5 protein-coding genes are annotated in these 6,000 nt (G+C 63.3%); 3 read left to right on the forward strand and 2 right to left on the reverse strand.

Annotation, left to right across the window (positions count from 1 at the left end; all coding sequences use genetic code 11):
- Positions 1–60: 60 nt before the first annotated feature.
- Positions 61–1,089: a branched-chain amino acid ABC transporter permease gene (locus tag GWP04_00785; GenBank protein NIA24083.1), complete on the reverse strand. Its 1,029-nt coding sequence runs from the start codon at positions 1,087–1,089 to the stop codon at positions 61–63.
- Between the two features lie 7 nt (positions 1,090–1,096).
- Complete coding sequence (locus GWP04_00790) at positions 1,097–1,972, reverse strand: branched-chain amino acid ABC transporter permease (GenBank protein ID NIA24084.1); 876 nt, start codon at positions 1,970–1,972, stop codon at positions 1,097–1,099.
- Between the two features lie 430 nt (positions 1,973–2,402).
- Between GWP04_00790 and GWP04_00795 the strand changes: the two genes are divergently transcribed.
- The 3 genes from GWP04_00795 to mmsA are packed head-to-tail and all read left to right on the forward strand — an operon-like array spanning position 2,403 to position 5,891.
- Positions 2,403–3,410 (forward strand): pyruvate dehydrogenase (acetyl-transferring) E1 component subunit alpha, encoded by a 1,008-nt coding sequence (locus tag GWP04_00795; GenBank protein NIA24085.1) that lies wholly within the window; start codon positions 2,403–2,405, stop codon positions 3,408–3,410.
- On the forward strand, positions 3,398–4,372 hold the full coding sequence (locus GWP04_00800) for an alpha-ketoacid dehydrogenase subunit beta (GenBank protein NIA24086.1): 975 nt from the start codon (positions 3,398–3,400) through the stop codon (positions 4,370–4,372). Before GWP04_00795 ends, GWP04_00800 begins: the two co-directional genes overlap by 13 nt.
- 19 nt (positions 4,373–4,391) lie before the next feature.
- Complete coding sequence (gene mmsA / locus GWP04_00805) at positions 4,392–5,891, forward strand: CoA-acylating methylmalonate-semialdehyde dehydrogenase (protein NIA24087.1); 1,500 nt, start codon at positions 4,392–4,394, stop codon at positions 5,889–5,891.
- Positions 5,892–6,000: the final 109 nt, after the last annotated feature.

The following is a 6,000-nucleotide window of genomic DNA, read 5'->3' on the forward strand; positions in this document are numbered from 1 at the left end:
CTCCTTCGGGTCGTCCCGTCACGGTCTTCCCTTGGTGTTGTCCCGCTTATGTCTTCGCAGTTATGAAAGCTCTGATTCCACGGTCTCCTCTCCCTCCGAAAGCACGGCCTCCCCCTTGAGCGGGGTACGTCGCAGCGCTCGGCGAACACGGGCAGGAATCCCCAACAGCCCGTTGGGCGAGAGGATCAGCAACGCGACAAAGACCAGCCCGATGATTGTGTTGAACCGTTCACGGGTGAAGAACTCGGCCGTGAACGTATCTGCCACGTTGAAGAAGACCGCACCGAGGAATGCCCCCTCTGCGTACGCGATGCCTCCAACGACCGCAACGATCAGAATGTCGATGTTGCGCGTCAGGTCGACCACCGATGGGGACATGTTGACCCGGTGCCAAACCATCAGGATGCCACCCAGCCCGGCGATGAAACCTGCGAAGCCGAACGCCAGCACCTTGTGCAGACCCACCCAGTACCCGAGCGAGCGCATCCGCCGAGGGTTGTCCCGTATCCCCTGCAAGGCCAGACCGAACGGCGCCCGGCCCACGTAGCGCACGAGTGCATACACGAAAGCGGCGATGACCAGTGAGAAGTAGTAGAAGGAGTTCGGGGACTGCAGGTCGAGTGGCCCGATCTTCGGAGGCGGCACGGGACCGATGCCCCGATGACAGTTGAAGATCTCACAGTTCTGGTTCGCGAAGAAGAACACCAGCATCCCCAGGGCGAGAGTGATCATCAGCAGATAGATCCCCTCGGTGCGCACGGAGATGAGTCCGAACAGCGCCCCGGCGAGCGTCGCAACCAGGACCCCGAGGACGACCCCGAGCAGCCAGCTACCCGTCTCGTGGAAACCGACGTACGCCACCGCGTAGCCGGCGAGCCCCGCAGTGGCCAGCTGGGCGAAGGAGATCATCCCGCCGAACTTGACGAGGAAGATCAGACTTAATGCGATGATGCCCATCCACAGCGACTTGCTGGCGATCTCCGTCACCCAGAACTCGGACACGAGCACCGGGAGCAGGACCAGGAACACCGCCAGAACCGCTCCGACGGCGACTCTCCAGTCCTTCAGCGCGGCAACGATCCGATCCATGATCTGGCTAGAACCCCTCTCGTGCTTCCCGGCCGAACAGGCCCCGCGGCCGAAGTGCCAGGACGAGGGTCATCAGCGCAAACGTGACCAGAGGCGCGTAGGTGGAGATGTACGCCAGGCTGTACTGGCTGGCCATGCCCACCAACAGGGCGCCCACTGCTGCGCCACCGAGGCTGCCCATGCCGCCGACGATGACCACGACCAGCGACGCCACGAGGAACCGGGCATCTTCTCCGGGAATGATGGAGAACGCCGTCCCCCCGATCACCCCGGCGAAGCCTGCCAGGAATGCTCCGAGGGCGAATACGACGACGAACACCCGGGCGACGTTGACACCGAGGGCCGAAAGCATGTCCCGGTCGTCGATACCTGCTCGAATCGTCATGCCGAGCTTGGTTTTGGACAGGAGAAGCCACAGGAGCACGCCGAGCACGGTGGCGATCACGACCAGGAAGAGCCGATAGGTGGGATAGCGAATTGCGAGGAGGGGGATCAGCGTGGCGCCTCTGAGGAAGTCGGGGTACGGGAACTGGTAGGCGAATCCTCCGTAGCGAGCGAGCATCTGGTCGGCGATGACGATCGAGATTCCAATGGTGATCATCGCCTGTCGAAGATCCTCCCCCTGCATCCAACTGAAGATCCCCACCTGCAAAAGGATGCCCAGCAGCATCATTGCGAACGCCCCGACGATGAGCCCCAGCCACCAGTTGCCGGTGGCGTCGCCGACCTCCCAACCCAGGTAGGCGCCGGCGAGATAGAGCGAACCGTGGGCCAGATTGACGATGCGCATGACACCGAAGATGAGGCTGAAGCCACTCGCCACGATGAAGTAAAGGGCGGCGAGCGTGATGCCATTGAAAGAAGAGATCAGAAACTTGTCCACGACCCCTCCCGAGCGTGTCGGCTCTGCATTCCGCGGCCTACGTGCATTTCGGTATCGAATCCTCTATCTTCGATAATCGATTAAATGAGAGCATACGGACTCACCTGCATCCCCGTCAACCGAAACCTCCTGGCTTCCGTTTCCTGGGAAAGCCCGGCAGCGGACCCGGGCCCGATGCGGCACGCGCCAGGCCAATGCATCGTTCGCCGCGCCCGTGCCTCGGCCGGTGACGTTCGTGGTGTCGATGCCGAGGCAGGAGCGTCGATGGCAAGGCCGCACAACGAAGGCGCGTTCAGGTGCGTCGAGGCGGAGAACGCAGCGAGCGGCGTCCCTGGCCGGCAGAACACCGCAAAGGTTGCCGGTCGAGGCACTACCGTGCTCGGGCATGCACCGAGCGTTGGATACCGTCTTCATTCTCTGAGAGGAACGCATGGATACACCTCCGCAAGATGACATCGCCATCGAAGCGACCACTCAACTCAGCCTCTACACGGCCATGGTGCGCGCCCGATATTTCGAAAAGCGGGCCTATGACCTGTTCCTGCAGGGCCTCGTCAAGGGAACCACGCATCTCGGCCTCGGACAGGAGGCGGTCGCCGCCGGGTTCGCCCAGGCGATGCAGGCCGGCGACATGACCTATTGCACGTACCGCGGCCACAACCACACGCTGCTGCGCGGCGCTCCGATGAGCGCACTCATGGGCGAACTGCTCGGCCGGGCAAACGGCATCTGCGACGGCAAGGGTGGTTCCATGCACCTGACCGATGTGTCTGTCGGCGCCATGGGCTCGTACGCAATCGTCGGCGCCCACCTCCCGATCGCTGCCGGGGCGGCCTGGGCAGCCAAGGTGCGCGGTACCTCTCAGGTCTCCGTGTGTTTCTTCGGCGACGGGACAACCAACATCGGTGCCTTTCACGAGGCGCTCAATATCGCCTCGGTCTGGAAGCTGCCCGTGGTATTCGTCTGCGAGAACAACCTCTACATGGAATACACGCCGATCGCCGATGTCACCGCTGTGCCGAACCCGGCTGCGGATCGTGCCCCCGCGTACGGTCTCGAGGGCACGATCGTGGACGGCAACGATGTCGAAGCGGTCTACGCCACGGCGCTCGCTGCGATCACGCGGGCCCGGAGCGGCGAAGGCCCGGCGCTCATCGAGGCCAAGACGTACCGGCACGGAGGTCACTCTCGTGCCGATCCCGGCAAGTACCGACCGGAGGAAGAGGTCCAGGCGTGGATGGCCAGAGACCCGATCGTCACCTATCGCACGCTCCTCGAAAAGCGCGGCATCAATACCGGCCGGCTCGATCGAATCGAGCAGGCGGCCACCAACGAGGTCGACAATGCGACGGAGCTCGCCAAGCGAACGCCGGTCCCCTCCCCCGATGTACTGCTGACCGATGTCTGGGCAGATGGAGGTTCCTCATGGCGCAACTGAGCTATCGAGACGCAGTCGCACGAGGCCTTGCACAGGAAATGGAGAGAGACGCCTCCGTGGTGCTCATCGGCGAAGATGTCGCCAAGGCGGGCGGCGTGTTCAAGACCACCGCCGGCCTGTTCGATCGGTTCGGGCCCGAACGCGTACGGGATACTCCGATCTCGGAGGAAGCGATCACCGGCATGATCATGGGTGCCGCCATGAACGGGCTCCGTCCGGTCGGCGAGCTGATGTTCAGCGACTTCCTGGCAACGTGCTGGGACATCGTTGCCAACCAGATCGCCAAAACCCGATACATGACCGGAGGACAGGTATCTCTTCCGCTCGTCATCCGCACCGCCAACGGAGGTGGCGCCCGATTCGGCGGCCAGCACTCCCAGAGCCTGGAGAACTGGGCGATGGCGGTCCCAGGACTCAAGGTCGTGGCCCCCTCGAGTCCGGCCGACGTCGTCGGGCTGCTCGCTGCTGCGATCCGCGACCCCGATCCTGTGATCTTCTTCGAACACAAGGCGCTCTTCGCGACGAAAGGCGACGTCCCCGACGGCGAGCTGGTCGACACGCTCGGGACCGCACGGATCCTTCGCTCGGGCTCCGACGTGACCATTGTCGCTCTCGCCGCCATGGTCCCCAAGGCGCTCACCGCGGCAGATCTCCTGGCGGAAGAACAGATCTCGGCGGAGGTGATCGACCTGCGTTCCTTGGTGCCACTGGACACCACGACGGTCCTCGGTTCCGTCACCAAGACGTCGCGACTGGTGACCGTCGAGGAAAACCCTCGGCTGGTCGGCTGGGGCGCCGAAGTCGCATCGATCGTTGCAGAAGAGATCTTCTGGGATCTCGACGGACCGATCATCAGGATCACGACACCACACATCCCCTTGCCGGCAACCGACTGTCTGGAGGACCTCGCGATACCGTCAGTCGATCGCATCGTCAACACGGTGCGGGCGGCCATCAGATAGGGAGACCAACCTGCAGGAGTTGCACGTGAACACGATCACCCACTGGATCGACAACCGGCCATATGAAACTGCGTCAAACCGCCGTGGACCGGTCTACAACCCCGCGACCGGCGAGCTATCGGCGCAGGTTGCTTTCGCGACCGTCGAGGATGTCGACCGGGCGGTCGCCGGCGCAGCGCGCGCCTATCCGGGCTGGCGCGAGACGTCGCTCTCCAGGCGCCAGAAGATTCTCTTCGCGTACCGGGAGCTGGTGAACCGGCACAAGCAGGACATGGCGCGCGCCGTGACCTTCGAGCACGGCAAGACGCTGCCCGATGCCCTCGGCGAGGTCAACCGTGGTCTCGAAGTGGTCGAGTTCGCCTGCAACATCGCTCATCTGTTGAAGAGTGAGTATTCGGAGAACGTGTCGACGGGCGTGGACACGTGGACCGTGCGTCAGCCACTCGGCGTCGTTGCGGGCATTACTCCTTTCAACTTCCCTGCGATGGTTCCGATGTGGATGTTCCCCATCGCCATCGCCACCGGGAACACCTTTGTTCTCAAGCCATCCGAGAAAGATCCTTCCGCGTCGATGCTCGCCGCCGAATGGTTCGCAGACGCCGGCCTGCCCGACGGCGTGTTCAACGTGTTGCACGGCGACAAGGTGGCAGTGGACCGATTGCTCGAGCATCCCGACATTGCAGCGATCAGTTTCGTGGGTTCGACACCTGTCGCCCGATACATCTACGAAACCGCAACGCGCGCAGGCAAGCGAGTCCAGGCGCTCGCGGGCGCCAAGAACCACATGATCGTGCTGCCGGACGCGGACATGGACTTGGCGGCGGACTCTGCCGTATCGGCCGGCTACGGCTCTGCCGGGGAACGGTGCATGGCGATCTCGGTCATCGTGACCGTCGGGGATGCCGCCGAAAGGCTCCTGCCGAAGATCGAGGAGAGAATTGCCCGCCTCGTGATCGGTCCCGGACTCGACGTCGGCTCGGAACTCGGTCCTCTGATTACGAGAGAGCACCGGGACAGGGTTGCCGGGTACGTCGACACAGGCGTCGACGAAGGAGCGGATCTGGTTGTCGACGGCCGCGGCCTCCTGGTCGAGGGTTGCGAAGGCGGCTACTTCTTCGGACCCACCCTGTTTGACAACGTCACACCCGACATGACCATCTACCGCGACGAGATCTTCGGTCCGGTACTGGGCGTGGTGCACACCGACAGCTACGAGGACGCCATCCGAATGGTCAACGACAATCAGTGGGGCAACGGCACGGCGCTGTTCACCAACGACGGTGGAGCAGCCCGCAAGTTCCAGCACGAGATCCTCGTCGGGATGGTGGGCATCAACGTCCCGATCCCGGTTCCCCTGGCCTTCTATTCCTTTGGTGGCTGGAAACAGTCCCTCTTCGGAGACCACTCGATCTACGGTCCCGACGGTGTGCGTTTCTACACCCGCTCGAAGGTGCTCATCAGCCGCTGGCCGGATCCGATCCATCGAGGCGTCGATCTGGGATTCCCCCAGCACGAGTGAGCCACGGGGAAGAGCGTTTCTCCCCCCAGCAAGCGAAGCGAGCAGTTTCTCCCCCCAGCAAGCGAAGCGAGCAGTTTCTCCCCCCAGCAAGCGAAGCGAGCAGTTTCTC

This window comes from Gammaproteobacteria bacterium (assembly GCA_011682695.1).
Classification (GTDB): domain Bacteria; phylum Actinomycetota; class Acidimicrobiia; order Spongiisociales; family UBA4744; genus BMS3Bbin01.

What these genes read in the sequence shown, in the direction of transcription:
- GWP04_00795 (NIA24085.1), top strand. Translation starts at nt 2,403, where the DNA reads ATGGATACACCTCCGCAAGATGACATCGCCATCGAAGCGACCACTCAA.
- GWP04_00800 (NIA24086.1), top strand. Translation starts at nt 3,398, where the DNA reads ATGGCGCAACTGAGCTATCGAGACGCAGTCGCACGAGGCCTTGCACAG.
- GWP04_00785 (NIA24083.1), bottom strand. Translation starts at nt 1,089, where the DNA reads ATGGATCGGATCGTTGCCGCGCTGAAGGACTGGAGAGTCGCCGTCGGA.